The sequence below is a fragment of the Pseudomonas sp. Pseusp21 genome, from assembly GCF_059492145.1.
The window spans coordinates 5291342-5315984 of the sequence record NZ_CP168520.1; the positions used below are offsets into that span (position 1 = coordinate 5291342).

General features: G+C 61.0%; 28 protein-coding genes. 14 read left to right on the forward strand and 14 right to left on the reverse strand.

Annotation, left to right across the window (positions count from 1 at the left end):
- Nucleotides 1–1230 carry a hypothetical protein gene (locus tag ACEN93_RS24065; RefSeq protein WP_495610593.1) on the forward strand — a complete coding sequence of 410 codons (1230 nt, stop codon included), beginning with the start codon at nt 1–3 and terminating at the stop codon, nt 1228–1230.
- A gap of 3 nt (nt 1231–1233) precedes the next feature.
- Here ACEN93_RS24065 and ACEN93_RS24070 read toward each other — a convergent pair whose 3' ends face one another.
- From ACEN93_RS24070 to ACEN93_RS24085, 4 genes are all read right to left on the reverse strand, one after another.
- Entirely contained in the window at nt 1234–1611 is a 378-nt protein-coding gene (locus ACEN93_RS24070) for a YgaP family membrane protein (protein ID WP_039772634.1), read from the reverse strand.
- Nucleotides 1612–1692: 81 nt separating this feature from the next.
- Nucleotides 1693–2163: an RNA methyltransferase gene (locus tag ACEN93_RS24075; protein WP_007958066.1), complete on the reverse strand. Its 471-nt coding sequence runs from the start codon at nt 2161–2163 to the stop codon at nt 1693–1695.
- A 212-nt stretch (nt 2164–2375) separates the two neighbouring features.
- Nucleotides 2376–2747: a YajD family HNH nuclease gene (locus ACEN93_RS24080; RefSeq protein WP_007944009.1), complete on the reverse strand. Its 372-nt coding sequence runs from the start codon at nt 2745–2747 to the stop codon at nt 2376–2378.
- Nucleotides 2748–2795: 48 nt separating this feature from the next.
- Nucleotides 2796–3482, reverse strand: a complete 687-nt coding sequence (locus ACEN93_RS24085) for a spermine/spermidine synthase domain-containing protein (protein ID WP_039772631.1) — start codon at nt 3480–3482, stop codon at nt 2796–2798.
- Between the two features lie 79 nt (nt 3483–3561).
- On the opposite strand from ACEN93_RS24085, the gene ACEN93_RS24090 reads away from it, so the two are divergent.
- Entirely contained in the window at nt 3562–3846 is a 285-nt protein-coding gene (locus ACEN93_RS24090; protein ID WP_074691103.1) for a hypothetical protein, read from the forward strand.
- On the opposite strand, the gene ACEN93_RS24095 is transcribed toward ACEN93_RS24090, so the two are convergent.
- Nucleotides 3843–4316: a cyclic nucleotide-binding domain-containing protein gene (locus ACEN93_RS24095; RefSeq protein WP_007956482.1), complete on the reverse strand. Its 474-nt coding sequence runs from the start codon at nt 4314–4316 to the stop codon at nt 3843–3845. The two genes, ACEN93_RS24090 and ACEN93_RS24095, sit on opposite strands and share 4 nt — an antisense overlap.
- Nucleotides 4317–4535: 219 nt before the next feature.
- The gene (locus tag ACEN93_RS24100) at nt 4536–6590 is read right to left on the reverse strand and encodes a S9 family peptidase (protein ID WP_495610594.1); all 2055 of its coding nucleotides are present in this window, start codon (nt 6588–6590) and stop codon (nt 4536–4538) included.
- 99 nt (nt 6591–6689) lie between these two features.
- Between ACEN93_RS24100 and ACEN93_RS24105 the strand changes: the two genes are divergently transcribed.
- The 3 genes from ACEN93_RS24105 to ACEN93_RS24115 are packed head-to-tail and all read left to right on the forward strand — an operon-like array spanning nt 6690 to nt 8539.
- On the forward strand, nt 6690–7190 hold the full coding sequence (locus tag ACEN93_RS24105) for an MFS transporter (protein WP_103385774.1): 501 nt from the start codon (nt 6690–6692) through the stop codon (nt 7188–7190).
- Nucleotides 7191–7206: 16 nt separating this feature from the next.
- The gene (locus ACEN93_RS24110; RefSeq protein ID WP_025110635.1) at nt 7207–7983 is read left to right on the forward strand and encodes a class II glutamine amidotransferase; all 777 of its coding nucleotides are present in this window, start codon (nt 7207–7209) and stop codon (nt 7981–7983) included.
- 13 nt (nt 7984–7996) lie between these two features.
- Nucleotides 7997–8539 carry a DUF2937 family protein gene (locus tag ACEN93_RS24115; protein WP_011332934.1) on the forward strand — a complete coding sequence of 181 codons (543 nt, stop codon included), beginning with the start codon at nt 7997–7999 and terminating at the stop codon, nt 8537–8539.
- 119 nt (nt 8540–8658) lie between these two features.
- Here ACEN93_RS24115 and ACEN93_RS24120 read toward each other — a convergent pair whose 3' ends face one another.
- On the reverse strand, nt 8659–9570 hold the full coding sequence (locus tag ACEN93_RS24120) for a LysR family transcriptional regulator (RefSeq protein WP_495610595.1): 912 nt from the start codon (nt 9568–9570) through the stop codon (nt 8659–8661).
- 146 nt (nt 9571–9716) lie between these two features.
- Between ACEN93_RS24120 and ACEN93_RS24125 the strand changes: the two genes are divergently transcribed.
- The 4 genes from ACEN93_RS24125 (at nt 9717) to ACEN93_RS24140 (ending at nt 13437) form a co-directional block, all read left to right on the forward strand.
- A complete protein-coding gene (locus tag ACEN93_RS24125; RefSeq protein ID WP_074691107.1) occupies nt 9717–11003 on the forward strand; it encodes an MFS transporter in 1287 nt (428 codons plus the stop codon).
- Nucleotides 11004–11069: 66 nt separating this feature from the next.
- Nucleotides 11070–11822 carry a 5-oxoprolinase subunit PxpA gene (locus ACEN93_RS24130; RefSeq protein ID WP_495610596.1) on the forward strand — a complete coding sequence of 251 codons (753 nt, stop codon included), beginning with the start codon at nt 11070–11072 and terminating at the stop codon, nt 11820–11822.
- Nucleotides 11819–12523, forward strand: coding sequence for a 5-oxoprolinase subunit B family protein (locus ACEN93_RS24135; protein WP_495610597.1), 705 nt, complete (start codon nt 11819–11821; stop codon nt 12521–12523). The genes ACEN93_RS24130 and ACEN93_RS24135 overlap by 4 nt, the downstream gene beginning before the upstream one ends.
- Entirely contained in the window at nt 12520–13437 is a 918-nt protein-coding gene (locus ACEN93_RS24140; protein WP_495610598.1) for a 5-oxoprolinase subunit C family protein, read from the forward strand. Before ACEN93_RS24135 ends, ACEN93_RS24140 begins: the two co-directional genes overlap by 4 nt.
- A 150-nt stretch (nt 13438–13587) precedes the next feature.
- On the opposite strand, the gene ACEN93_RS24145 is transcribed toward ACEN93_RS24140, so the two are convergent.
- Together ACEN93_RS24145 and ACEN93_RS24150 are read right to left on the reverse strand one after the other, a co-directional pair.
- Complete coding sequence (locus ACEN93_RS24145; protein WP_016771218.1) at nt 13588–14766, reverse strand: vWA domain-containing protein; 1179 nt, start codon at nt 14764–14766, stop codon at nt 13588–13590.
- 12 nt (nt 14767–14778) lie between these two features.
- The gene (locus tag ACEN93_RS24150) at nt 14779–15624 is read right to left on the reverse strand and encodes an AAA family ATPase (RefSeq protein ID WP_007911294.1); all 846 of its coding nucleotides are present in this window, start codon (nt 15622–15624) and stop codon (nt 14779–14781) included.
- Between the two features lie 201 nt (nt 15625–15825).
- Here ACEN93_RS24150 and ACEN93_RS24155 point away from each other — a divergent pair, with 201 nt between their 5' ends.
- Entirely contained in the window at nt 15826–16056 is a 231-nt protein-coding gene (locus ACEN93_RS24155) for a DUF4160 domain-containing protein (protein WP_085666762.1), read from the forward strand.
- Nucleotides 16044–16544, forward strand: a complete 501-nt coding sequence (locus ACEN93_RS24160; RefSeq protein ID WP_103385771.1) for a helix-turn-helix domain-containing protein — start codon at nt 16044–16046, stop codon at nt 16542–16544. Before ACEN93_RS24155 ends, ACEN93_RS24160 begins: the two co-directional genes overlap by 13 nt.
- Here the strand turns inward: ACEN93_RS24160 and ACEN93_RS24165 are convergent.
- Nucleotides 16541–17617 carry a DUF748 domain-containing protein gene (locus ACEN93_RS24165; protein WP_039772612.1) on the reverse strand — a complete coding sequence of 359 codons (1077 nt, stop codon included), beginning with the start codon at nt 17615–17617 and terminating at the stop codon, nt 16541–16543. The genes ACEN93_RS24160 and ACEN93_RS24165 overlap by 4 nt on opposite strands.
- Before the next feature lie 128 nt (nt 17618–17745).
- Between ACEN93_RS24165 and cysK the strand changes: the two genes are divergently transcribed.
- Entirely contained in the window at nt 17746–18720 is a 975-nt protein-coding gene (gene cysK / locus ACEN93_RS24170) for a cysteine synthase A (protein WP_011332943.1), read from the forward strand.
- A gap of 187 nt (nt 18721–18907) precedes the next feature.
- Nucleotides 18908–19846: an aspartyl/asparaginyl beta-hydroxylase domain-containing protein gene (locus tag ACEN93_RS24175; RefSeq protein ID WP_085700631.1), complete on the forward strand. Its 939-nt coding sequence runs from the start codon at nt 18908–18910 to the stop codon at nt 19844–19846.
- A 56-nt stretch (nt 19847–19902) separates the two neighbouring features.
- Here the strand turns inward: ACEN93_RS24175 and ACEN93_RS24180 are convergent, their stop codons facing one another.
- Complete coding sequence (locus ACEN93_RS24180) at nt 19903–20103, reverse strand: hypothetical protein (protein ID WP_495610599.1); 201 nt, start codon at nt 20101–20103, stop codon at nt 19903–19905.
- Complete coding sequence (locus ACEN93_RS24185) at nt 20100–20645, reverse strand: hypothetical protein (protein WP_495610600.1); 546 nt, start codon at nt 20643–20645, stop codon at nt 20100–20102. Before ACEN93_RS24185 ends, ACEN93_RS24180 begins: the two co-directional genes overlap by 4 nt.
- Before the next feature lie 450 nt (nt 20646–21095).
- Between ACEN93_RS24185 and ACEN93_RS24190 the strand changes: the two genes are divergently transcribed.
- A complete protein-coding gene (locus ACEN93_RS24190; protein WP_085666757.1) occupies nt 21096–21959 on the forward strand; it encodes a DMT family transporter in 864 nt (287 codons plus the stop codon).
- Nucleotides 21960–22016: 57 nt separating this feature from the next.
- Here ACEN93_RS24190 and ACEN93_RS24195 read toward each other — a convergent pair whose 3' ends face one another.
- Both ACEN93_RS24195 and ACEN93_RS24200 read right to left on the reverse strand, forming a co-directional pair.
- Entirely contained in the window at nt 22017–22925 is a 909-nt protein-coding gene (locus tag ACEN93_RS24195) for a DMT family transporter (protein WP_495610601.1), read from the reverse strand.
- Nucleotides 22926–23009: 84 nt separating this feature from the next.
- Nucleotides 23010–24635, reverse strand: a complete 1626-nt coding sequence (locus ACEN93_RS24200) for a methyl-accepting chemotaxis protein (protein ID WP_074691113.1) — start codon at nt 24633–24635, stop codon at nt 23010–23012.
- Between the last annotated feature and the right edge of the window lie 8 nt (nt 24636–24643).

Genomic DNA, 24643 nt, shown 5'->3' on the forward strand with positions numbered 1-24643 from the left:
ATGGCGACGGGATTGCGCCGGGCGCTGATCGTCACGCTGCTGGCGCTGAGTGCGCCGGTGTGGGCGGCGAAGAAAGTCGATCTGGATTATCAGGTACGCCTGCTGCCGCAGAGCGATCAGGCCGAAGTGCGCCTGACCCTCGCCAAAGGCGAAGCGGTGCGCAGTCTGGATTTCGACCTGGGCGATGGCAGCCATTACAGCGACTTCAAGGCTGACGGCCAATGGCAACTGACGCCGGGCAAACCGGCGCGCGGGGTCTGGCGCCCGACGGCGGACAAGGCCAGTCTGACCTACCGCGTGCGCATCAGCCACGGCCGCAAGAACGGCAGCTTCGACACGCGCATGACCCCGACCTGGGCGTTGATGCGTGGCGATGAACTGGTGCCGCCGGCCAAGCTTGATCAGCAGGATGGCATCGAGCTGGTCGCGCGCCTGCACTTCGAATTGCCCGACGGCTGGAAAAGCGTCGAAACCGCCTGGCCGCGCATCGGCAAGAACAAATTCCGCATCGACAATCCGTCACGCCTGTTCGACCGCCCGACCGGCTGGATGCTCGCCGGCCACCTCGGTAGCCGCCGCACGCGGTTGGGGGAAACCGAAGTCACCGTGGCCTCGCCGCAAGGGCAGGGCATGCGCCGGATGGACGTGCTGACGCTGCTGACGTTTGTCTGGCCACAGGTGCAGGCGGTGTTTCCCCGCCATCCGAGCAAACTGCTGATTGTCGGCGCCAATGACCCGATGTGGCGCGGCAGTCTGGCGGCGCGGGAGTCGATCTACCTCAACACGCGGTTGCCGCTGGTCAGCGAAAGCGGCAGCAGCGCACTGGTGCGCGAGCTGGCGCAGGTGTTCGGGCGGATCAACGACGAACAGCACAGCGACTGGATCAGCGAAGGGTTCGCCGAGTATTACGCCATTGAACTGGTGCGCCGTGCCGGTGGCATGAGTGACGAGCGTTATCAGAGCTTGCAGGCGAAACTGGCCAAGGACAGTCAGAAAGTCACGACCCTGCGCGGCGAGCAGATCAGCCCGGCGCAGGTGGCGAAAGCGGTGTTGCTATTGCAGGAGCTGGACGGCGAGATTCGCCTGAAGACCCGCAACAAGCGCTCGCTGGATGATGTCCTGCGCGGGGCGATGCATCTGGGGACGGTGGACACCAAAGAGTTTGTGCAACTCGCCGAAAGCATTCTCGGCGAGTCGTCCAAGGTCCTTGATAGCGGGTTGCTTCGGTAGCGGTCAAACCCCGGCTTTCGGCGATTTCACCGAGTCATTGCCGGTCACGGTGGCGGTGTTGGTCGCCGCCTCGGCATTGGCCTTGAGCTTGCTCAGCTCTTCACCGGCCCGCTCGATCTTCGCCCGCACGTTGTTCATGTCCTGACGGCTTTTCTCCAGCAGGCTTTTCACCGAACTGTGGCCGGTGATGCCGCGGGCCATGGCCACGCCGCCAATCGCCACCTGAATCAGCCCGAATACGCCGCCACGGCGCAGGCCCTTGCCGACCATGATCACGCCGCCGGCCAGCGAGCCGATGCGCTCCCAGCCTTCGACGTTCTGCTCAGGACGGCTCTGAAACGGGGTGGATTCGATACGTTCGACGCGTTTGAGCTCGGTCATGATCTTTCTCCAGGCAATGAGTAATCGATAAACAAGCTGACTGCGCAGGCGGTCAGCTCGTTCCATCGGATGTGCGGCGTTTCAGCGGAATTTCGGTCCGGAGCGGGTGTTCAGGCCTTTGGCCATGCGGTCGTAGAGCACAACGTTGACCGTGGCGGCGAGGTTCATGCAACCGGTGGTCGGGATGTACACGACGTCTTCGCACCAGTCGCGGATCTCCTGATCCAGCGAGCCGTCTTCGGGGCCGAAGATGTACAGGGCGCGATCCGGGTGGGTGTATTCCGGCAGCGGGCGGGCGCCGTCGACCAGTTCCACGGCGACCGGGACGCAATTGAGCGGCAGGATCTTTTTCAGGTCGTCGATGCCGATCAGCGGGATGTCGTAGTGCACGCGCTTGGTATCGGTGACGAAATCGGCGGCGCGCTCATAGCGCTTGCCGGTGTAGAACACGGTCGACACGCCGTAGCAGCCTGCGGCGCGCATCACCGAACCGACGTTTTCCGGTGATTTGGGGTTATACAAACCAATGCAGCTGTACCGTTTGTCTGCCACGAGCGGGGTGCCTTCGGGAAAAAGAGGGCGATTATACGGGGATTGGGGGAGGGCGGGCAGATTCAGGACAGATCGTTCCCACGCTGTTGATCGTTCCCACGCTCCGCGTGGGAATGCAGCCCGGGACGCTCCGCGTCCCAAAGCGGACGCAGAGCGTCCATTGAGGCATTCCCACGCAGAGCGTGGGAACGATCACATCAGAGTTGGGGAACTCAGTCTTCTTTTTTCATGAGACCGGCCAGTGCCGCAAACGGATTGTGCGTGGCCTTGGCGATTTTCGGCGTGCTCAGCGAGCCTTCGCCGAAATACTGCTGATCGGTGTAGCGCGAGTGTTCGTTGTCGTGGCAGTACAGGCATAGCAGTTCCCAGTTGGAACCGTCCTGCGGGTTGTTGTCGTGGTTGTGGTCGCGGTGGTGCACGGTCAGTTCGCTCAGGCGCTTGCCGGAAAACTCACGGGCGCAGCGACCGCACACATGCGGGTACATCTTCAGGGCCTTGTCGCGGTAGCCCATTTCCTTGTCGCGCTGGTTGTCGGCGAGGATGCGATCCAGCTTCGAGGTGTTGGTCGGGGTGGACGAACTCATGGGTTCACCTTTGCAGAAGACTAATGACGGTTATGACGCAAGTTTAGCTCAGCCCTTGAGCTTCTCGGCAATCCAGATCGTGTGGCGTGTGCCCTTGTTGCCGTGGGCGAAGACCTGGACTTCCTCGGCCTTGAAACCGGCCTTCTTCAATTTGTCGGAAAACTGCCGGTCGGCGCTGGCCGACCACACCGCCAGCACGCCTTTGGGCCGCATCGCCCTGGCGCAGGCGGCCAGGCCTGCGGCGGAATACAGCCAGCTGTTGGCCTTCTGGGTCAGGCCTTCGGGGCCATTGTCGACGTCGAGCATGATTGCGTCGAAACCGTTCGGCTCACTTTGCAGCACCTTGGCCACGTCTTCCTGACGGATCACCGTGCGCGGATCGAGCAGCGGGCGCCCGGACTTTTCACCGAGCGGGCCACGGTTCCACTCGACGACGCCGGGCACCAGTTCGGCGACCACCACTTCGGCACCTTTGCCCAGGTGCTTGAGCGCGGAGGCAAGGGTGAAGCCCATGCCCAGACCGCCGATCAGCACCCGCGAGTTCGGCCGGCCGGCGACCTTGCGGCACGGGATCTCGGCCAGCGCATCTTCGGAGCCGTGCATGCGGGTGTTCATCAATTGGCCGCCGTCGCCGCCCTGGATCTTGATGACGAAGTCCTCGCCATACTCGAACAGGCACAGGGCGCCGCCGTTGTCAGGGATCGGCGTGGTGTCGAGCAGAACGAAACGTTTCATGGAAATCTCTACAGGGGGGAAGGCAAGCCGGCGCGTTGGGAGTAGCCTGAAGGCAGACTTCAGGCCAACGGAGCCCTTGATGAAGCGCACCATTCTAACGGTCATTACCCTGGCCGCGCTCTCGATAACTGCCGTACAGGCGCAACAGACGATTCCCGTCAGCCCGACACCGCAACCGGGCTCGCCCGGTACTGCGACGCCAACCCCGTATCCGCAGATCAGCCCGGTGCCGATTCCCAAGGCCGGCCCCGGCAGTGGCGGCCCGCCGCTGGTGCCGATCGAAATGCCCAGCCCGCCGTCCAAGGATCAGCCATTGCCGGGCCTGGAACAGAACGACAGCAAGCCCAAATCCCCAGGGGGCTAGATCTGCTGGGCGGCGAGCTGGCCGTCGGCCATGCGCAGGCGTTTGGACAGGGAGACGGCGAGGGCGCGGATGATCTTGGCGGCGATCTTCGGCGCGTCGTTGAGCATTTTTTCCAGCGAGTCCTTGCCGAGGTTGAGCAACTGGCAGTTGCTCGCCGCCACACAAGTCGCCGAACGGCGTTCGCCGTCGAGCACGGCCATTTCACCGAATGCCCGACCGCTGCGCAGGGTAGCCATGGTAACGACCTGACCGTCGCCGCCGGTTTTCTGCACGGCCACCTGGCCGGTGTGGATGATGCACATGAAACTGCCGGCATCGCCTTCGCGAAAGATCGCTTCGCCTTCAGCCACGGTGCTGATGCTGAAGTAACCCGAAGCGGCGGCGAAATCCGCCAGTTGCAATTGATCGAACAGGCCGCAGTCCATCAGCCAGTCGCGGATTTCGTTGTTCAGTAGGGTGGGTTCTGACATGTCGTGCGGTCTTTTTTTGTTTTCACTGTTTCAAGGCGTTGCACAGAACTCCTGTGGGAGCGAGCCTGCTCGCGATGGCGGAGTGTCAGCCAACATCAACATGACTGACAGATTGCTATCGTCGGATCGCCGCCCGGAGCAGGCTCGCTCCCACAGGGGATTGATGTGCTATCGGCCTATCGGGTCTGGAATTAAGACCCAAGTGACCGGCGGAGTTCCTCAGGCAATGCCCAGAACCTTGAAAACAAATGCATATTCGAGCGCTACGTCACGTAATCCCTGATAACGCCCGCTCATGCCGCCGTGGCCGGCGCCCAGTTCGGTCTTGAGCAGCAATGGATTGTCATCGGTCTTGGTCGCGCGCAATTTCGCAACCCACTTGGCTGCTTCCCAATATTGCACGCGGCTGTCGTTGTAGCCGGCGATCACCAGTGTTGCGGGATACGCCTGTGCAGTGACGTTTTCGTACGGCGCATAGGCCTTGATCCGCTCGTAGACCTCCGGCTCTTCGGGATTGCCCCACTCGTCGTATTCAGTGACGGTCAGCGGCAGATCCGGGTCGAGCATGGTGTTAAGCACGTCGACGAACGGCACTTCGGCAATCGCCACACCGAACAGATCCGGACGCTGGTTGAGCACAGCACCGATCAGCAGGCCACCGGCGCTGCCACCGCTGATCGCCAGTTGTGGCGCGGTGGTGATGCCGTTGAGGATCAGGAATTCGGCGCAGGCGATGAAGTCGCTGAAGGTGTTGTGCTTGTGCTCCTGCTTGCCAGCGCGGTACCACGCTTCGCCCAGCTCACCGCCGCCGCGCACGTGGGCGATGGCGAACGCCATGCCGCGATCCAGCAGGCTCAGGCGGGCGTGGGAGAACCACGGGTCGAGGCTCGAACCGTAGGCGCCGTAACCATACAGGTACAACGGCACGGGTTTGCCGACCATTTCCCGTTTCATCACCAGGCTGATCGGCACCTGGGTGCCGTCCGGCGCGGTCGCCCACAGGCGCTGGCTGACGTAGGCGTCGGCGTCGAACGGGCCGAGCACCGGGGTTTCCTTGAGGACAGTCTGCTCGCCGGTGGCGAGGATCAGTTGCCGAACCTGAGCCGGACGATTCAACGCCTCGTAGCGCAGGCGGATGCGGTCGCTTTCGAATTCCAGGCTGTTTTGCACGTAGAGGCTGTGGGCCGCGTCCGGCAATTGCACGCGATAAGGCGCCAGACCGTGTGGGCGAACTTCGATGATCGGCAGCCCACCTTCGCGCAGGCTCAGGGTCAGGGCTTCGGCGTTGAGGGTCACGCCATCGAGCATCACCGAATCGCTGTGCGGGATCAGGTTCTGCCAGTCGGCTTCGCTGGGTGCGATGCCCGTGTCCGGCGCCTGATACAGGGCGAAGTTGATGCCGTCGCGGTTGGTGCGGATGAACCAGGTCCATTCGCCATCGAGCTTGCCGTGATCGACGTCGTATTCGTGATCCTCGACCCGTCGCGCCAGGCAAGTGAATGGCTGCTGCGGCTGATGGGCATCCAGCGCCCAGACTTCGCTGGTGGTCTTGCTGCTCAGCGACAACAGCAATTGCTGCTCGGAGCTGGCGCGGTAGCAGTGCAGGAAGAAACGCCCGTCCGGTTCGTGGAACACCTCTTCGGCGGCCGTGCCGTCGAGGCGATAGCGGAACAGCTTGTGCGGGCGATGGGTGTCGTCGAGCACACCGAAGAACAGCGTCAGGCTGTCATTGGCCCAGGTCATGCTGCCGTCGCAGTCCTGGAATTCCAGTTCGCTGACGCGCTCGCTGGACAATTCCTTCACGAACAGCGTGTAAATCTCATCGCCCGAGGCGTCGACGCTGTAGGCCAGACGCTGGTGATCCGGGCTGATGCTGAAGGCGCCGAGGGAGAAAAAGCCGCCGTTGGCCAGTGCGTTCGGATCGAGCAGCAGTTGTTCGCGGCTTTCGTCGAGGGTCAGGCTGTCATCGGCCGGGCGCGGGCAGCGGTAGTGGCGGGCATATTCGTCACCCGCTGTGGTGCGGGTGTAATACAGGTACGGGCCCCATGGCGAGGGGAGGGACAGGTCGGTTTCGAGGATCCGGCCCTTGATCTCTTCGAACAGGGTTTCGCGCAGTTCGGCCTGATCGGCGGTCTGCGCCTGCTGGTAGTCGTTTTCAGCCTTGAGGTAGTCGAGCACCGCGTCGGTGTCGCGTTCCTGCAGCCAGGCGTACGGGTCGTGACCGGCGGCCTTGTGGGCAATCGGGGCGCTGTTGACGTTGGCGGATACGGGCATGGAAAGCTCTCGGACATGACAAATAAGGGCCGCACGGACGGCGGGGAAGCCTGACGTGCGAAAAGTCGTTACTATAAGCGCCTCTTTGCCTGCCTTGCCATGGACACCATGACCGAGAACGACTATCTGATCGCCTGGGGCCTTTACGCCTTTGCCGCCGTGGGCTGCCTGCTGGTGTGGATGCGCATGACCCGCTGGATGTGGCGTTGGCTGCGCGAGCCGCTGCGTGTGCTGATGGCGGTGTTGCTGTTCAGCCCGACCATCATTGACCCGGTGAAGGAAAAATTTGCCCCGGCCATCGCCATCACCGTGCTGGATCTGGCGTTCAAGGTCGGCAATAACGCCTGGCGCGCCATTTCCGAACTGCTCATGTACGCCATGATCGCGTTCGGTCTGTATCTGATTTTTGTGCTGATCCGCCTGCCGATCGAACGCGCCTCCAAGGCCCGCCGGGAGCAGGCTGAAGCCGCCCGCGCAGCGGCCCGTGCCGAAGACGAGCGCGACGCCGATCAACCGTTCGGCGGCGCCGGCGATGACCGCTACGGTCGCCCGCCGGTGCCGAGCAATCCGCAGCGCATGCGGGTCGAGCCGCGTCTGTAATCACGAGAGTCCGCACATGTGTGAATTACTGGGCATGAGTGCCAACGTGCCGACCGACATCGTGTTCAGCTTCACCGGGCTGATGCAGCGCGGCGGCCGCACCGGCCCGCACCGCGACGGTTGGGGCATTGCCTTCTACGAAGGTCGTGGGCTGCGCCTGTTCCAGGATCCGGCGGCCAGCAGCGAGTCGGAAGTGGCCAATCTGGTGCAGCGTTATCCGATCAAGAGCGAAGTGGTCATCGGGCATATCCGTCAGGCCAACGTCGGCAAGGTCTGTCTGTCCAACACCCACCCGTTCGTCCGCGAACTGTGGGGGCGCAACTGGTGCTTCGCGCACAACGGTCAGCTCGCCGATTTCACCCCGATCAAGAGTTTCTACCGCCCGGTCGGCGATACCGACAGCGAAGCGGCGTTCTGCGATTTGCTCAACCGGGTACGTGCAGCGTTTCCGGAACCGGTCGATATAGAAGTGCTGCTGCCGGATCTGGTCGCGGCCTGCGCCGAATATCGCAGCAAAGGCGTGTTCAACTGCCTGCTCAGCGACGGCGACTGGCTGTTCTGCTATTGCTCGACCAAACTGGCGCAGATCACCCGACGCGCACCGTTTGGCCCGGCGCGGCTCAAGGATGTCGATGTGATTGTCGACTTCCAGGCCGAAACCACGCCCAACGACGTGGTCACGGTGATTGCCACCGAACCCTTGACTGAAAACGAAACCTGGACCCGCTACGAACCGGGCCAATGGAGCCTGTGGCGACGCGGCGAATGCGTCAGCCAGGGCACGACCGAATAAGGATTGCACCCCCATGTTGCTCAGTTATCTACGGCTGGTGTTGTTTGCGGCGGGCCTGTTGATCGGTGTCCAGGTGCCGGGCTTCATCAACGATTACGCCAAGCGGGTCGAAGCGCACCTGATCGAGGCGCAGACTGGTCTACGCGGCTTCCAGGGCACCGCCGAGCAGTTTTTCAAGGGTGATATCCAGGCACTGGTCGCCCATTACCGTGCCAGCGAAGACCCGGTGTTTCGCAGCGATGCCGACAGCCTGAGCACCTTGCTCAACCGTCAGCTGGCGCTGGACAAGCAATTCCAGGCGATGCAGGGCCCGTGGTACATCCGCTTCCTGCAAGTGGTGCTGGCCGCCGACCCGGACATCCGCAAGGAAACCTGGAACGGCTACAGCTACCAGATCCTGCTGACGCCGGAGGCGATGATCTGGGGCATGAGCGGCGCGATGTTGCTGTCGTTCGGCCTTGAATGCCTGTTCCGTCTGATCGACTGGGTGGTGCTGGGCGGCAAGCGCCTGCGCCAGAGCCGGCCGATCGAAGACCGGGATGTGCGCGGGCTGTAAGACTTATGAAGATCGTTCCCACGCTCCGCGTGGGAATGCAGCCCGGGACGCTCCGCGTCCCTTCCAAAGCCGAACGCGGAGCGTCCGTTTAGGCATTCCCACGCAGAGCGTGGGAACGATCAACTTAGAACGATGTAATCCGTACCTACCTTGCGCGCATATTCCTCCAGCACCTGCTGACACAACGTCACGATCTCCTCGACCCATTCCACACCGACCCGCCACGACACCACCACCTGCAGGTTCGGCGGACGCTGTTCGATGTCAAGCAGGGTCAATTCCCCTCGCGCCAGCTCCTCGGCCACCAGCACCGGCGGCAACGCGCCAATGCCGAACCCGTCGCGTAACAGCCGGGTAATCGCCGACACCGAATTCACACAGTTCAACCGTGGCGCCAACACACCTTGGGCCTGCATCAACGCCAGGATGTCCTGGTGCGGCCGGGAGTTTTTCGAGTAGGTGATGATCCGCTCCTGCGCCAGGTCGGCGAGGCTTTGGTAGTCGCGGTTGTAGATCGAGTTGCTGGCGACGATCCAGCCGATGGGGTGGCTGGCCAGCTCCAGGCTGCGCACGCTTTCCTGGCGCACCAGGTCGGTTTGCAGGATCAGGTCGAGAAAGCCTTTTTGCAGATGATCACAGAGGTTCAGCGAGGTATCCGCCACCAGCTCGATTTCCACCCTTGGGTACAGATCGGTCATCTGCGCCACCAGCGGGCTGAGCCAGGTGTGGATCACCGTGTCCATCACCCCGATGCGCACCCGGCCGACCTTGCTCGATCGGGTCTCGATCGACTGCTTCAGCGCCTGCATCGTGTCGAGCATCTGCTCGGCATAATCCAGCACTTTCAAACCTTCGGGCGTCAGACTAACGCCGCGTGAGTCACGCAGGAACAGCTTCACCCCGAGCTCGCCTTCGAGTACTGCAATCCGGCTGGAAATCGAAGCCTGGGTGGTGAACAGCTTGTCGGCGGTCAGGCGAAAACTTTTCAGCCGGGCGACCCAGACGAAGGTTTCGAGAAACTTCAGGTTCATGGCAACAAATTTTTCTTATGTCTTGGGCGGGTTTTTATTCGTTGGACGCGACCGGGTGACGCACCCAAGAATCGACGCATCCGGTTCCCACGATAGGCGTCGTCGGAGCTTCGAACAAGACTAATAAAAGCCTGCGGAGACATGCCATGAGTGCGCCCGACACCCTCGACCTCCCCAAGACTGCGGCCCGTCCCGGCCCGTTCGACTGGTATCGCAACATCAATCAGCAGGAGCGCCGAACCTTCTGGAGCTGCAAGATCGGCTACGGTCTGGACGGCATGGACACCCAGATGCTCAGCTTCGTGGTGCCGACCCTGATCGCGATGTGGGGCATCACTACCGGCGAAGCCGGCCTGATCCACACCAGCACCCTGATCGCTTCGGCCATCGGCGGTTGGGTGGCGGGGATTCTCTCCGACCGCATCGGCCGCGTGCGCACCCTGCAACTGACGGTGCTGTGGTTCGCCTTCTTCACTTTCCTTTGCGGCTTCGCCCAAAACTACGAACAACTGCTGATCGCCCGAACCCTGATGGGCTTCGGTTTCGGCGGTGAATGGACCGCCGGCGCGGTGCTGATCGGTGAAGTGATCCGCGCCAAGGATCGCGGCAAGGCGGTGGGCATGGTGCAATCCGGCTGGGCGCTGGGTTGGGGGCTGACGGCGATTCTGTACGCGCTGCTGTTCTCGGTGCTGCCACCGGAAGACGCCTGGCGCGCACTGTTCATCCTCGGCATCGTGCCGGCGGTGTTCGTGATTTTTGTCCGGCGTCTGGTGAAAGACCCGGAGATCTACCGCGAAGCCAAAGCCAAGCAAACTCTGGACAGCCCTTCGAAGTTCTACGAGATCTTCGCCCCCGGCATGCTCTTCACCACCATTCGCGCCTCATTGCTGACCACTGGCGCCCTCGGCGGTTATTACGCGATCACCTCCTGGCTGCCGACTTTTCTGAAGAACGAACGCGGCTTGAGCGTACTCGGCACCGGCGGTTATCTGGCGATGGTGATCATCGGTTCCTACGTCGGTTATGTGATCAGCGCCTATTTGACCGACCTGCTGGGCCGCAAGAAGAACTTCATCCTGTTCGCGGTCGGCTCGTTCACCATCGTTCTGCTCTACACCCAATTACCGGTCAGCAATGGCGTGATGCTGTGGTTGGGTTTCCCGCTGGGCTTCTTCGCCTCGGGGATTTTCAGTGGCATGGGCGCGTTTCTCACCGAGCTGTTTCCAACCCGGATTCGCGGTTCGGGGCAGGGCTTCTGCTACAACATCGGCCGGGCGCTGGCGGCATTGTTCCCCCTGCTGATCGGCCTGCTCAGTCAGAAGGTGCCACTGAGCGTAGGCATCGGTGCCTTTGCGGCGGTGTCCTACGGGGTGGTGATCCTCGCGGCGTTGAGCCTGCCGGAAACCCGTGGCAAGCAACTGGACGCGCAGTAACTGATAACCTGCGGGACACTGTCTGTCCCACAGCAAAAAAAGAAAAGAACTACAGGAGTGTTCACCGTGAGCCGCCTGCTATTGAACTGTGACATCGGCGAGAGCTTCGGCAGCTGGACCATGGGTCTGGACGCGGAAGTCATGCCCTTCATCGACTGCGCCAACATTGCCTGCGGCTTTCACGCCGGCGACCCGAGCATCATGCGCAAGACCGTCAGCCTGGCCCTGAGCCACGGCGTGCAGATCGGTGCGCATCCGGCCTATCAGGATCTGGTGGGGTTCGGCCGCCGCTCCATGGCCTACACCGCCCAGGAACTGCAAGACATCCTGCATTACCAGATCGGCGCCCTCGACGGCATTTGCCGTGCCCAAGGTGGCAAAGTCAGTTACGTCAAACCCCACGGCGCGATGTACAACGACATGATGGCCAACCCGGCGCAGTTGCGGGCGGTGATTCAGTCCGTCGCGGCTTACGATCGCAGCCTGCCACTGATGCTGATGGCGACCCGCGATAACACGGCCGCGCAACAGCTCGGCGACGAATACGGCGTGACCCTGTGGTTCGAAGCCTTCGCCGACCGCGCCTACGACAGCGTCGGCCGACTGGTTTCGCGACAACTGCCGGGCGCGGTGCACCACGATTCCGAAACCATCATCGGGCAAGCGCTGACCATCGCCCGTGGCGACAACCTCACGGCCAGCGACGGCAGCGCGCTGCACCTGCAAGCCAACACTTTGTGCGTGCACGGTGACAACGCCAGTTCAGTGGCCGCCGTGCAGCGCATTCGTCAGGCCCTGAACGAGCAGAGCGCGCCATGAATCCGCGGGTGGAAGTGGTGGCGCTGGATTGCCTGATGCTGCGCCTGTTCGATGAAATCGCCGAAGCCAACATGCCGTGGATGCTCGCCGCCAGTGAGCGGTTGCGCACGGTGTTCGGCGCACATCTGATCGATCTGGTGCCGTCGTACACCACGTTGATGGTGCATTACGACCTGACCGAGCTGAATCCGAGTCAGGCCCGGGAATTGATTGCCGAAGCGCTGATTGACCTGTCGCCGAATGCGCGCACCGGCGGCCAGTGTCATGTTCTACCGGTGTGGTATGACCTGAGCGTCGGACCGGAATTGAGTTTGCTGTCTCAACGCAGCGGCTTGGCAGTAGAGGAGGTGATCCGCCGCCACAGTGCCCGTGAATATCAGGTGTTCGCGCTCGGATTCGCACCGGGGTTTGCCTTCATGGGGCTGGTGGAAGAAGTCCTGGCAGCACCGCGTCTGAATACCCCACGCAAGAAAGTCGCCGCCGGCAGCGTCGGCATCGCCGAGCGGCAGACGGCCGCGTATCCGGTGGTGTCTCCCGGTGGCTGGAACCTGATCGGTCGCACACCGGCAAAACTGTTCGACCGTGAACGCGATGGCTACAGCCTCATGCAGCCGGGCGATACCGTGCGTTTCGAAGCGGTGAGCCACGCCGAATTCATCAATCTCGGCGGTGATGACACGCCTCTGGAGGCCCTGGCATGAGCCGACTGACGATTGATGCGAGCACACCGCTGTGCCTGTTGCAGGATGCCGGGCGGTTTGGCGTGCGCCATCTGGGCGTGACCCAGGGCGGCGCGGCGGACTGGCGGTCGATGGCCTGGGCCAACTGGCTGCTGGGCAATGGCCTGGACTTGCCCGTGATCGAAATCACCCTCGGCGGGTTCACGGTGGTGGCTGAAGAAGATTGCTTGCTGGCATTGGCTGGCGCCGACCTTGGCGCGCAGATCGACGGCGAGGCGTTGGCGCCGTGGCGCAGTTTCAAGCTGCGCAAAGGGCAGACCTTGAAGTTCACCCAACCGTTACTGGGGGCGCGGACCTATCTGGCGGCGCCCGGCGGTTTCAGTGCGCCGAAAGTGCTGGGCAGCAGTGCCACGGTGGTGCGTGAGGAGCTTGGCGGTCTTGATGGTTTTGGCTTGCCATTGGCCAAGGGCGCTTCGCTGAGTTATCAGGGCGAAACCCTGTTGGTGCGTGAAGTCCCGGCGCAGCATCGACCGGACCTGCGCCTCGACGCGCCGCTCGATCTGGTGCTCGGCGCGCAGATCGGTCAGTTCAGCGGGCAGAGTCTGTTCGATGCCTTCAACCGTGCCTGGACGCTGGACAGTCGCGCCGATCGCATGGGTATTCGTCTGTTGGGCACGGCGTTGCAATATCAGGGCAAACCGATGATTTCCGAGGGCATTCCGCTGGGCGCGGTGCAGGTGCCGCCGGACGGGCAGCCGATCGTGTTGCTCAATGATCGGCAGACCATTGGCGGCTATCCGCGATTGGGTGCCTTGACGCCGCTGGCGCTGGCTCGACTGGCACAGTGTCTGCCGGGGGCGAAGGTCAGATTGCGCCCGGTGGTGCAGGACGTCGCACACCGGGAACACCTCGAATATCTACAGCGCTTTACTTGATCGTTCCCACGTCGAACGCGTCTGCGTTTGATCGTTCCCACGCTCCGCGTGGGAATGCCGCCCGGGACGCTCCGCGTCCCAGTGACGCAGAGCGTCACTTGATGCATTCCCACGCAGACGGTTCGACGCCTCGACATGGGAACCATCCGCTTACTTGGACAGAAACCGCATCCCCTCTTCCAGCCCGCGCAACGTCAGCGGATACATCTGATCCTCGATCAAGTCCCGCACGATATTGGTCGACGATGTATAGCCCCACGTATCTTTCGGGTACGGATTGATCCAGATGAGCTTCTTGTACTTCTCCATGAAGCGCTGCATCCACACGTAACCCGGCTCTTCGTTCCAGTGCTCGACGCTGCCGCCAGCCTGGGTGATTTCATAAGGCGCCATCGCGGCGTCACCGATGAAGATCACTTTGTAGTCGGCGCCGTACTTGTGCAGCAGGTCCTGGGTCGACGTGCGCTCGGAAGTGCGGCGCATGTTGTTCTTCCACACCGATTCATAAATGAAGTTGTGGAAGTAGAAGTACTCCAGATGCTTGAACTCGGTCTTGCAGGCCGAGAACAATTCCTCGCAGATCTTCACGTGGGCGTCCATCGAGCCGCCGATGTCGAACAGCAGCAACAGCTTCACCGTGTTGCGCCGTTCCGGGCGCATCTGGATGTTCAGCAGGCCGGCATCCTTGGCGGTGTGGTCGATGGTGCCGTCGATGTCCAGCTCTTCCGCCGCGCCCTGACGAGCGAATTTGCGCAGGCGACGCAGGGCGACCTTGATGTTGCGGGTGCCCAGCTCCACGGAGTCGTCGAGGTTCTTGTACTCGCGCTGATCCCAGACTTTCACCGCTTTGCCCTGGCGCTTGCCGGCATCGCCGACCCGGATGCCTTCCGGGTTGAAACCGCCGGAGCCGAACGGGCTGGTGCCGCCGGTGCCGATCCATTTGTTGCCGCCGGCGTGGCGTTCCTTCTGTTCTTCCAGACGTTTCTTGAACTCTTCGATCAGCTTGTCCAGGCCGCCGAGGGACTGGATCTGCGCGCGTTCCTCGTCGCTCAGCGAACGCTCGAATTCCTTGCGCAACCAGTCTTCGGGGATCAGCGCCTGCAAGTGATCGTCGAGCTTTTCCAGACCGTTGAAGTAGGCGCCGAACGCACGGTCGAACTTGTCGAAATGCCGTTCGTCCTTCACCAGAATCGCCCGCGACAAGTAGTAAAACTCGTCCATGTCGGCGAAGGTGACGCGCTGTTTCAGCGCGTTGATCAGGTCGAGCAGCTCGCGCACCGAGACCGGCACCTTGGCTGCACGCATTTCATTGAACAGGTTGAGCAACATGGCATCAGCCTCTTAGCGGGTGCCGCGACGGCTCATGAACGCCAGGCGCTCAAGCAGTTGCACGTCCTGTTCGTTCTTCACCAGCGCACCGGCCAGCGGCGGGATGGCTTTGGTCGGATCGCGTTCGCGCAGCACCGCTTCGCCAATATTGTCGGCCATCAGCAGTTTCAGCCAGTCCACCAGTTCCGAGGTCGACGGCTTCTTCTTCAGGCCCGGCACCTTGCGCACGTCGAAGAACACGTCCAGCGCTTCGCTGACCAGATCCTTCTTGATGTCCGGGTAGTGAACATCGACGATTTTCTGCAGGGTGGTTCGGTCGGGGAAGGCGATGTAATGGAAGAAGCAGCGGCGCAGGAACGCGTCCGGCAGCTCTTTCTCGTTGTTGGAGGTAATGATGATGATCGGACGCTTCTTGGCCTTGATGGTCTCGTCGATCTCGTAAACGTAGAACTCCATCTTGTCGAGTTCTTGCAGCAGGTCGTTGGGGAACTCGATGTCGGCCTTGTCGATTTCGTCGATCAGCAGGATGACGCGCTCTTCGGACTCGAACGCTTCCCAGAGCTTGCCCTTCTTCAGGTAGTTGCGCACATCGTGGACTTTTTCATTGCCCAGTTGCGAGTCGCGCAGACGGCTGACCGCATCGTACTCGTACAGGCCCTGATGAGCCTTGGTTGTGGACTTGATGTGCCAGGTGATCAGCTTGGCGCCGAACGATTCGGCCAGTTGCTCGGCGAGCATGGTCTTGCCGGTGCCCGGTTCGCCCTTGACCAGCAGCGGCCGCTCCAGGGTGATGGCGGCGTTGACCGCCAGCTTCAGGTCATCGGTGGCGACGTAGGCCTGGGTGCCTTCGAACTTCATCTGCTAATCCTCGAACGGTAACGCCGACCTGAACGGGCAGGGCGGGGGCGAAATAATCGGATGCCCGACTATAACGCGCGGCCCGGTCGACTGTGAACGCAGACGGCTTATTCAGTCTCTGAATGGGGCGTCACATGTTGACTCAGTTTCGGCACGAGGCCAGTATTCCTGGTATCGCCGATTTGGCGATAGCCTTCGGGCATGACTACCAAATACCGATTTCGCGAAAAATACCGCATTCAGTTGCGCGAGAAGGATCACCCTCCACCCCATGTTCACCTGACCGGTGGTGGAGTGGATGTGATGCTGAGCCTGGAAACCGTCGAGCTCATGATGGGCAAGGCACCGCCACTGATCGTCAAGGAAGCGTTGGCGTGGGTTTCGGCCCATCAGACGCAATTGCTGGAGGACTGGAAACGATGTTACCCATGAAGCGGCCACGATTGGCCGCAGTGCAGGCTGTTGGCGATGCTTGCCTGTCGCTGACCTTTATTGATGGCCAACGGCTGAACTTGGACTTGAGCCGCGATCTGCAAACCTATCCGGGGCTCGCTCCGCTACTGGACGCTGAAGTGTTTGCAACCGCTGAGTTGGGTGACGACGGCTGGAGCGCGGAGTGGCTGGAACCGGATATCCAGATTGGTGCCGATACCTTGTATCGGGACGCGCTCGCGCAAAATGCGCCGGACGAAAACACACGGATTTTCATGGATTGGCGCGCTCGCACCGGTCTACCGTTGAATGAGGCGGCCGAAGCATTGGGTATCAGCGCCCGCAGCATCAGTCGCTACAGTAATGGTCGGGAAGCGGTGCCGCGATCATTGGCCCTGGCCTGTCTGGGTTGGGATTCGTTGCAGGAGAAACCTGCACTGATCGCGGCAGAGGATACCGGGCGCTACATCGTCAACCGTAAAACTTAGCCCGCATCCGGCTTCGGCCGTTCATACCGGGCATTGAAGGCTTGAATGAATCCGTTGCGCAAAATCTGCAAAAACGCTTCGAACGCGCTGATATCTTGCTGATGCACGCTGCCGCTGAGTTCGACTCGGGTGGCGAACTGGTTCTTGCCCTGGTTTTTCAGCACGGTTTCCGTGCCGCCGACCAGTGCTTCCCAGATCGAGCGGAAGATTCCCTTGTTCTTGTTCTCGACATCCTGCTGCCAGTTGAACACGTCCACGTCGCGCAGCAGCGGTTTGATGTAGCCCTTGAGCTGGCCCTTGTTGGCGGCGGCTTCGATGACCACATCGCCGTGGCCGGCGTTGAAGTCGAATTTGCCGTAGGCCGAGGCGAAGTCGTTCATGCGCTTGAGTTCGATGTCGCGGGCCCGCAGGCGAAATTCGAAGTCTTCGAAATTGCTCAAGGGGTCGAAGGTGGCTGTGGTTTCCAGCGGGGCATGCCCCAGCAGCAGAGCCTTGCCTTCGAAGCGAGCATCGCGTTTGCCTTCTTTGTCGACCACGTTGGTCAGGTTGTAAATGCTGGCGTCGACGTTGGTTGCATTCATGTTTACCGGTGGTTTGGAGTTGAAGTTGCGAAAGCTGATCCGCCCATCGCTGATCTGCACTTCGTCGAGCGTGATAGGCAACAGTTTGCCCAGTTGCTCACGCCAGTCGGTGCCCTGACCGGTCTGGGAGTTCTGCCTGTTGGCACCACCATCGACGAAGTTCACCTGAGGTTTAAAGAATTTCACCTGCGCCACGACAGCATGGTCGTACCAAAGCGAGTGCCAACTGACAGACAGGTCGATAACCGGCGCATCGACGAATGGCACCGGCACCTTGCCGTCGGCCTTGACGATTTTCAGGCCATTGATCTTGTAGGCCCCGCGCCAGAGCGCCAGATCGACGTCGGTGATCTGGCCGCGGTAGTCGCCCATGTTGGCCAGCTTGTCATTCAGATAGTCGCGCACGAGGTAGGGCAGGGCGATGTGCAGGGCGACCAGCAACACCACAACAGTGGCGAAAATCCACAATGGCCAACGGTAGCGACGCTTCATGGCAGCAAATTCCGAACGATGTAAAGCGATTGACTGCCGCCTGCCGCAGACGTTCGGCCCGACTGGACTGACACGGGCAACAGGCTTACCTTGGAAGGCTGAATTCAACGCTGCACAAGGACCCAGCCATGAGCCGTATTTTTGCTGACAACGCCCATTCCATCGGCAACACGCCGCTGGTGCAGATCAACCGCATCGCGCCCCGTGGCGTGACCATTCTGGCCAAGATCGAAGGTCGCAACCCGGGCTACTCGGTCAAGTGCCGGATTGGCGCCAACATGATCTGGGACGCCGAAAGCAGCGGCAAACTCAAGCCGGGCATGACCATCGTCGAGCCGACCTCCGGCAACACCGGCATCGGCCTGGCCTTCGTGGCGGCCGCGCGCGGTTACAAATTGCTGCTGACCATGCCGGCCTCGATGAGCATCGAGCGGCGCAAAGTGCTCAAGGCGCTGGGCGCAGAGCTGGTGCTGACCGAGCCAGCCAAGGGCATGAAAGGCGCTATCGAAAAGGCCAACGAGATCGTAGCCAGTGACGCGGGCAAATATTTCATGCCGGCCCAGTTCGATAACCCGGCCAACCCGGCCATTCATGAAAAGACCACCGGCCCGGAAATCTGGAATGACACCGACGGCGCCATCGATGTGCTGGTGGCGGGCGTCGGCACCGGCGGAACCATCACCGGCGTGTCGCGGTATATCAAGAATACGGCAGGCAAACCGATTCTGTCGGTGGCGGTGGAGCCGGTGTCTTCGCCGGTGATTACCCAGGCGCTGGCAGGTCAAGAAATCAAGCCGAGCCCGCACAAGATTCAGGGCATCGGCGCCGGTTTTGTGCCGAAGAACCTTGATCTGTCGATGGTTGACCGGGTCGAGCTGGTGACGGATGACGAGTCCAAAGCCATGGCCCTGCGCCTGATGCAGGAGGAAGGGATCCTGTGCGGGATTTCCTGTGGTGCGGCCATGTCGGTGGCGGTGCGCCTGGCGGAAACTCCGGAAATGCAGGGCAAGACCATTGTGGTGGTGCTGCCCGACTCCGGTGAGCGTTATCTGTCGAGCATGCTGTTCAGTGATCTGTTCACCGATCAGGAGAACCAGCAGTAAGGGGTGCGTTGATTCAGGTCAGCCAGGGTTCAGGATCGTTATGTTAATAAGTGCTTTGTTGCGCAATTCTTAACACTGAATCTTGAGTCGGGCGGGTTTTTCCCGGAGCCGGTAGTGTTTATCATGGCCGGCCGCCATCTCGGGTAAATGACATGGCGTGGCGTTGTCTTATTTCAAGGAGTTGTTGATGACCTTTTCGTTAGCCGCCAAGGTGTCGGTGTTGCTGCTGTTTGTGGGCAGCATCCTCTACGTGCATTTGCGCGGCAAGGCGCGTTTGCCGGTGCTGCGGCAGTTCGTCAACCACTCGGCGCTGTTCGCCCCGTATAACGCCTTGATGTACCTGTTCTCGGGCGTGCCATCCAAACCATATCTGGATCGCAGCAAGTTTCCGGAGCTGGACGTGTTGCGTGATAACTGGGAAACCATTCGCGACGAAGCGATGCACCTGTTCGACGAGGGTTATATTCGCGCCGCCGAGAAGAACAACGACGCCGGTTTCGGCTCGTTCTTCAAGAAAGGCTGGAAGCGTTTCTACCTCAAGTGGTACGACAAACCGCTGCCATCGGCCGAAACCCTGTGCCCGAAAACCGTGGCGCTGGTCAGTGCCATCCCCAACGTCAAAGGCGCGATGTTCGCGCTGTTGCCGGGCGGCAGCCATTTGAACCCGCACCGCGATCCGTTCGCTGGTTCCCTGCGTTATCACCTTGGTCTGTCAACGCCAAACTCCGACGATTGCCGAATCTTCGTCGACGGTCAGGTCTACGCCTGGCGCGACGGTGAAGACGTGATGTTCGACGAGACCTACGTGCATTGGGTCAAGAACGAAACCGAACAGACCCGCGTCATCCTGTTCTGCGACATCGAGCGGCCGCTGAGCAATCGCCTCATGACCCGCATCAACCGCTTCATCAGCGCCTGGCTGGGCCGTGCCACGGCACCGCAGAACCTCGACGACGAGCGTGTTGGCGGGATCAACCAGGCTTATGCGTGGAGCAAGAACTTCAGCGACAAGTTCAGCGGTAAGGTCAAGCAGTGGAAACGCCGTAATCCAAAAGCCTACCGCGTGATGCGGCCAGTGCTGGCGGTGGTGGTGCTGACGTTGCTGGGGTATTGGCTGTTTGGTTGAGGCTGGAATTAAAAGCATAAAAAACCGCTCGTTTGAGCGGTTTTTTGTTTTCGGAATCAGGGACGGCCAGCAAGTAAGCTTGGTTCATCGATAGAGGTGCCGGTTGCAATGATCTGTAAGAGCCGTCTTTGACTGGCTGTCAGAACCGCCGGATCAGATTCACCCCTTATTGCATGCGCTTTTTTCTTTCTGGGGGATTTTTTTATTTCTTTGCGCATATTCCCACCTTGGTTGATCAATATTTGAGCGTTTTTCACAATACTAGGCTCCCTACTGTTTTGACAAGGCGACCCTCGTTATCCAAACCGAAGCCGAGCTGTTCGTAAATTGGTATTGCTCCCTGGAATGGTTCTTGAGCCTCGATCAAGCTACTGCCAATGATGCGCGCGTATTGCTCAATTGCCAGAACGGATAGCGGTGCAACACGGTTCTTCAATGGATGTGTTTCTGTTGGCCGCCCCTCCAGTCGTACGATTCGGATGCGTTGTCGACTTTTATTCGGGTTGGCAAAGCAAAGTCCGCACAGTTCAGATTCAAACCAGATTGCGATGTCGAGAGCGAGAGGTTCGCGCGCTTTCCATCCAATGACTTCTTCCCATGAAAAATGCGGGCTCTCCCAACACTCAAAAGCACTCAGCGCCAACGAGTCGATGGGTTCGAAACGTACTTTCGAAAGGTCAAGCGTTGTGGGGCCAGCCATCTCCAGGTCAATCTGGAGTTGAGTAGTGGCAAGGCGGGCAAGCTTCCTGGCTTGCGATTTGTACAACTGATACCGCAGATGACTCCGTTCCCTTGGCATATGATCTCGCGCATTCCATGTCCCCCATCAATGGTCGTTGCAATTGCAAACGAGCCTATGCGCCTGCCTCCTGCCTGTCGCTACTGGCCCTTTGTCCAAGTCGTTGCAATCCATGTCGCGGGCTGGTTATAGTCGGCGCTCGTGAGTCGTATGACTCACCTTTCAACCCTTCAAAAAAGATCAGCCCAGATGCCTGCATCCCTCATCAACGCGGTAGTCGATTCAGCGGTCAACGCTGGCGTCGTGCCGTGCGGGAATCAGCAGCCTGTGCAGATCAGTCATTACCCTCCACCTGTCAGTAGCACGCCGGTGTGCGCAGTCGTATCACCGCCGGGCGTTGGTGTTTCGGGCTGATCGGCGTTTTCTGCTGACCCCTGTGCCCGCCTGAAAAAACCTACTGAATTTCAGCTTCGGCTGAATTGGCTATTTGCCTGACTACAGGTGGTATTCATGTTTGTCCTTTCGAAAAAATCCGCGCTCGCGGCGGCGTCCACGAGCCTGTTCGTTCTGCTGTGGAGCAGCGGGGCGATCTTCTCCAAGTGGGGGCTGGCCCACGCTTCGCCTTTTGCCTTTCTGCTGATCCGTTTTGTGATTGCCCTGTGCGGGTTGGTGCTGCTGGCACCGTTGCTCAAGTTGAAACTGCCCAAGGGCGGCAAGCCGATGCTGTATGCGATGGCCACCGGGGTGGTGCTGTTGGGGGCTTATCAGATCTTCTATCTGCTGGCGCTGGATCTAAAAGTCACGCCCGGAGTGATGGCGACCATCATGGGCGTGCAGCCGATTCTCACGGTGGTGATCATGGAGCGGCAGCGCTCGGCGAGCCGGATGTTTGGGCTGGCGTTGGGATTGGCCGGGTTGATCATGGTGGTTTACCAGGGCATCGGTCTGGCCGGGATGTCGCTGGCGGGAATGCTGTTCGGGCTGCTGGCGCTGGCGAGCATGACCTTCGGCTCGATCATGCAGAAGCGCATCACCGACAATCCCCTCGGCACGCTGCCGGTGCAGTATCTGGCGGGTCTGTTGCTGTGCGGGGTTTTCGTGCCGTTTCAGCCGTTCCACTTCGAGCACAGTGCCGGTTTCATCGTGCCGGTGTTGTGGATGGGGCTGGTGGTGTCCGTGCTGGCGACGTTGCTGCTGTACCGGCTGATCGCCCGGGGCAATCTGGTCAATGTCACAAGTCTGTTCTATCTGGTGCCGGCCGTGACGGCGGTGATGGACTACTTGATCTTCGGCAATCGCCTGGCGGCGTTGAGCGTGCTGGGGATGCTGTTGATCATCGTCGGTCTGGTGTTCGTGTTCCGTAAATCGGCCTAATAGCCGCGCATGAAAAAGGCCCGGGAGGAAACTCCCGGGCCTTTGTGCATCTGTGAATCAGCGAGTGGCGATTTCTGCCGGTTTCACCACAGCGGGTTTCAGCACCAGCCACAGCGCAATGGCGATCAATACCCCGCCATACAAGTGGGCCATCGACAGCGGCTCATCGAGAAACAGCGCCCCCCACAATACGCCGAATGGCGGAATCATGAAGGTCACGGTCATCGATTTCACCGGCCCGATGGAACTCAGCAGGCGGAAGTAAATGATGTAGGCAAACGCAGTGCAGCCCAGCCCAAGGCCCAACAGCGACAGCCAGACATTCCAGCCACCCCAGCTCACCGGCGGCGCAGTGATGACGCTGTAACCGAACAGCGGCAACAGAAACAGGGTCGCACCGAGCATGCTGCCCAGCGCCGACAGACGACTGTCGAGCCCGCCGGCCTGATCCAGCCAGCGTCGGGCGAGAAACCCGGCGAAGCCGTAGCAGGTGGTCGCGAGCAGGCAGGCGACCGCGCCCATCAGCAGGTGCAGATCGAACGCGACCGGGCCGGCGCGGGTCAGCACGCCCACCCCGAGCAGGCCGAGGGACACCCCGGCGAGTTTGGCCAGCGTGAGTTTTTCACTGAAGAACAACCCGCCGATCAACACGCCCATCAACGGCGTGGTGGCATTGAAGATTGCGGAGTACCCGGCCGGAAGCACCTGGGCGGCGACCGAATACAGCGTCGCCGGCACGCCGGAGTTGATCACGCCGAGCAACATCACAGTCTTGAGCTTGCCTTTGAAATCCCAGCTGATGCGCATCAGCCCGAGGATCACCAGCAAGCCGACGGCGGCGATTGAAACGCGGAAGAATCCGGTCGGAACCGTACCGATCGCGGGAGCGATGATGCGCATGAACAGGAAGCTCGCGCCCCAGATGGCAGCCAGCGACAACATGCGGAAAATATCGACAGGGCTCACGGGCCACTCCTTCCTTGATCGGGACGAGAGTGTTGCCGAGGGCCCCGGCGATGGCAACCGCTAATCGGGCATTTAATTGTCTGATCAGATCACGAAGCGCGTGACCAGTGCGTTCAGGTCGACGGCCAGGCGCGACAGTTCCTGACTGGCGGCAGACGTCTGGGTGGCGCCGGCAGCAGTCTGGGTCGACAGATCGCGGATGGTCACCAGGTTTTCGTCGACTTCCCGGGCCACCAGCGCCTGCTGCTCGGCGGCGCTGGCGATCACCAGGTTGCGCTGGTTGATCTGCGAAATCGACGCGGTGATTTTCTCCAGAGCCTGGCCGGCGCTGTTGGCCCGGCGCAGGGTGTGGCTGGCCTGCTCGGCGCTGTTTTGCAAGGCGCCGACGGTGGCACTGGTGCCTTGCTGAATGCTGCTGATCATCAGCTCGATTTCTTCGGTGGAGTTCTGCGTGCGCTGGGCCAGCGAACGGACTTCATCGGCAACCACTGCGAAGCCACGTCCGGCCTCGCCGGCGCGCGCGGCTTCAATCGCAGCGTTCAGAGCCAGCAGGTTGGTCTGCCCGGCGATGCCGCGAATCACCTCCAGCACCTTGCTGATGTCCTGAGCCTGAGTCGCAAGGCCCTCGGCCTGTTCGGATGCGCCGAGCACGGCGCTGACCAGTTCCTGAATCGAGCTGATGGTCTCGCTGACCTGCACATGCCCGTGCTTGCTGTCCTCGTTCGATGCTTCGGAGGCCTGGGCACTGGACACCGCATTGGCGGCCACTTCATCCACCGCCGTGCTCATCTCGGTGACCGCCGTGGCGGCCTGCTCGATCTGGTCATTTTGCTGTTGCAGGCCGCGGGTGCTCTGTTCCATCACCGAACTCATTTCCTCGGCGGCGGAGGCCAGTTGCTGGGCCGACTCGCTGATGCCGCGAATGGTCGAACGCAGATTGCCCTGCATCTCGGCCAGAGCCGTGAGCAACTGCGCCGCTTCATCACGACCGTCGCTGTCGATGCGACCGCTGAGGTCTCCCGAAGCAATCCGCCGTGCGACGTTCAGCGCCTGATTGATCGGCGTGGTGATGCTGCGTGTCAGCAACCAGGCCAGCAACAACGTGGCAATCAGGGCGATAACGATGATCGTGGCGACGATCCACAGCGCCTGCTGGTACATCGCCGCCGCGGACTTGGCGGCGGCATCCGCACCTTGCTGATTGAGGCTGATCATTTGCTCCAGCGTCTTGTCGAGCACCGTGCCCTGGGGCGCCAGTTCAGTGGTCAGGCGCGCGTAGGCTTGTTCGTTTTGTCCGGCATCAAGCTGTTTGATGATCTGGTCGAGGATGCTCAGGTACTTGGCGGTGTCGGCGCCCAAGCCTTCCAGCATCGCCCGTTCCTGATCGTTGGCAATCAGGGCCTTGTGATCGTCGAGGCGCTTGAGCAATTCCTGACGTTGCGCCGTGAGAAGGCCCTTGCTGCGTTCGCGAACGGCAGCCTGAGTACTGGTGATCAGGCGCAGGGATTCGAGACGAATACTGGCAATGTTCGCCGCTGCGTCATGGATGCTTTCGATGCTGGGCATCCACGATTCCTCGATCACCGCCGCGCTCTCGCGCAAGGTTTTCATCTGGCCCAGACCAAACAGGCCGACCACCAGCAGCAGACAGGCCAGAACGGCAAAACACAAACTGGCGCGCAAACCGATGCGCAGATTCCGGATAGACATCAATGTGC

Bases quoted from the DNA above. Each gene is read 5' to 3' on its own strand.
- ACEN93_RS24100 (WP_495610594.1), bottom strand. From the start codon at position 6,590: ATGCCCGTATCCGCCAACGTCAACAGCGCCCCGATTGCCCACAAGGCC.
- ACEN93_RS24115 (WP_011332934.1), top strand. From the start codon at position 7,997: ATGTTGCTCAGTTATCTACGGCTGGTGTTGTTTGCGGCGGGCCTGTTG.
- ACEN93_RS24140 (WP_495610598.1), top strand. From the start codon at position 12,520: ATGAGCCGACTGACGATTGATGCGAGCACACCGCTGTGCCTGTTGCAG.
- ACEN93_RS24125 (WP_074691107.1), top strand. From the start codon at position 9,717: ATGAGTGCGCCCGACACCCTCGACCTCCCCAAGACTGCGGCCCGTCCC.
- ACEN93_RS24200 (WP_074691113.1), bottom strand. From the start codon at position 24,635: ATGTCTATCCGGAATCTGCGCATCGGTTTGCGCGCCAGTTTGTGTTTT.
- ACEN93_RS24120 (WP_495610595.1), bottom strand. From the start codon at position 9,570: ATGAACCTGAAGTTTCTCGAAACCTTCGTCTGGGTCGCCCGGCTGAAA.
- ACEN93_RS24185 (WP_495610600.1), bottom strand. From the start codon at position 20,645: ATGCCAAGGGAACGGAGTCATCTGCGGTATCAGTTGTACAAATCGCAA.
- ACEN93_RS24155 (WP_085666762.1), top strand. From the start codon at position 15,826: ATGACTACCAAATACCGATTTCGCGAAAAATACCGCATTCAGTTGCGC.
- ACEN93_RS24110 (WP_025110635.1), top strand. From the start codon at position 7,207: ATGTGTGAATTACTGGGCATGAGTGCCAACGTGCCGACCGACATCGTG.
- ACEN93_RS24090 (WP_074691103.1), top strand. From the start codon at position 3,562: ATGAAGCGCACCATTCTAACGGTCATTACCCTGGCCGCGCTCTCGATA.
- ACEN93_RS24145 (WP_016771218.1), bottom strand. From the start codon at position 14,766: ATGTTGCTCAACCTGTTCAATGAAATGCGTGCAGCCAAGGTGCCGGTC.
- ACEN93_RS24150 (WP_007911294.1), bottom strand. From the start codon at position 15,624: ATGAAGTTCGAAGGCACCCAGGCCTACGTCGCCACCGATGACCTGAAG.
- ACEN93_RS24165 (WP_039772612.1), bottom strand. From the start codon at position 17,617: ATGAAGCGTCGCTACCGTTGGCCATTGTGGATTTTCGCCACTGTTGTG.
- ACEN93_RS24175 (WP_085700631.1), top strand. From the start codon at position 18,908: ATGACCTTTTCGTTAGCCGCCAAGGTGTCGGTGTTGCTGCTGTTTGTG.
- ACEN93_RS24135 (WP_495610597.1), top strand. From the start codon at position 11,819: ATGAATCCGCGGGTGGAAGTGGTGGCGCTGGATTGCCTGATGCTGCGC.
- ACEN93_RS24105 (WP_103385774.1), top strand. From the start codon at position 6,690: ATGGACACCATGACCGAGAACGACTATCTGATCGCCTGGGGCCTTTAC.
- ACEN93_RS24190 (WP_085666757.1), top strand. From the start codon at position 21,096: ATGTTTGTCCTTTCGAAAAAATCCGCGCTCGCGGCGGCGTCCACGAGC.
- ACEN93_RS24080 (WP_007944009.1), bottom strand. From the start codon at position 2,747: ATGAGTTCGTCCACCCCGACCAACACCTCGAAGCTGGATCGCATCCTC.
- cysK (WP_011332943.1), top strand. From the start codon at position 17,746: ATGAGCCGTATTTTTGCTGACAACGCCCATTCCATCGGCAACACGCCG.
- ACEN93_RS24065 (WP_495610593.1), top strand. From the start codon at position 1: ATGGCGACGGGATTGCGCCGGGCGCTGATCGTCACGCTGCTGGCGCTG.
- ACEN93_RS24070 (WP_039772634.1), bottom strand. From the start codon at position 1,611: ATGACCGAGCTCAAACGCGTCGAACGTATCGAATCCACCCCGTTTCAG.
- ACEN93_RS24085 (WP_039772631.1), bottom strand. From the start codon at position 3,482: ATGAAACGTTTCGTTCTGCTCGACACCACGCCGATCCCTGACAACGGC.
- ACEN93_RS24160 (WP_103385771.1), top strand. From the start codon at position 16,044: ATGTTACCCATGAAGCGGCCACGATTGGCCGCAGTGCAGGCTGTTGGC.
- ACEN93_RS24095 (WP_007956482.1), bottom strand. From the start codon at position 4,316: ATGTCAGAACCCACCCTACTGAACAACGAAATCCGCGACTGGCTGATG.